We start from the raw sequence: 313 nt of genomic DNA, 5'->3' as shown, positions 1-313 counted from the left end.
TTTATCCTACCTCCAATTACCAGTGTACCAGCCACACGTCAATTGAAAAAGGAGGACAAACGACTTCTTTCCACACGGATGGGTTCATCCATGGCTATTTGCTCACCGTTAAGAATCCTCATCACGTTTTTCGCGACTTCACCACCATATGGATGTTCAATTCGTTCTACAAAGGGGACCGCTTTCAAAAGCGGGCAATCACTGCCATCTTTTGGCCATTCAAAACTAGCAATCGTATGGGCTAGCTTATGCTTAACGAACTGTTGAGCAAGCTTTTTCGCTTTTTTTCCATTCTCCCCAAGCAGGCTTGCAG

The 313-nt window shown here is 45.0% G+C and carries 1 pseudogene; it reads right to left on the bottom strand.

Annotated features, from left to right (window positions below):
* Nucleotides 1-38: 38 nt before the first annotated feature.
* Nucleotides 39-313: pseudogene (locus tag CHH91_RS20675) on the bottom strand (hypothetical protein); the annotation flags it as partial.

This window comes from Virgibacillus sp. 7505 (genome assembly GCF_002272135.1).
GTDB lineage: Bacteria > Bacillota > Bacilli > Bacillales > Amphibacillaceae > Terribacillus.
This window is presented reverse-complemented; position numbering and strand designations above follow the sequence as displayed.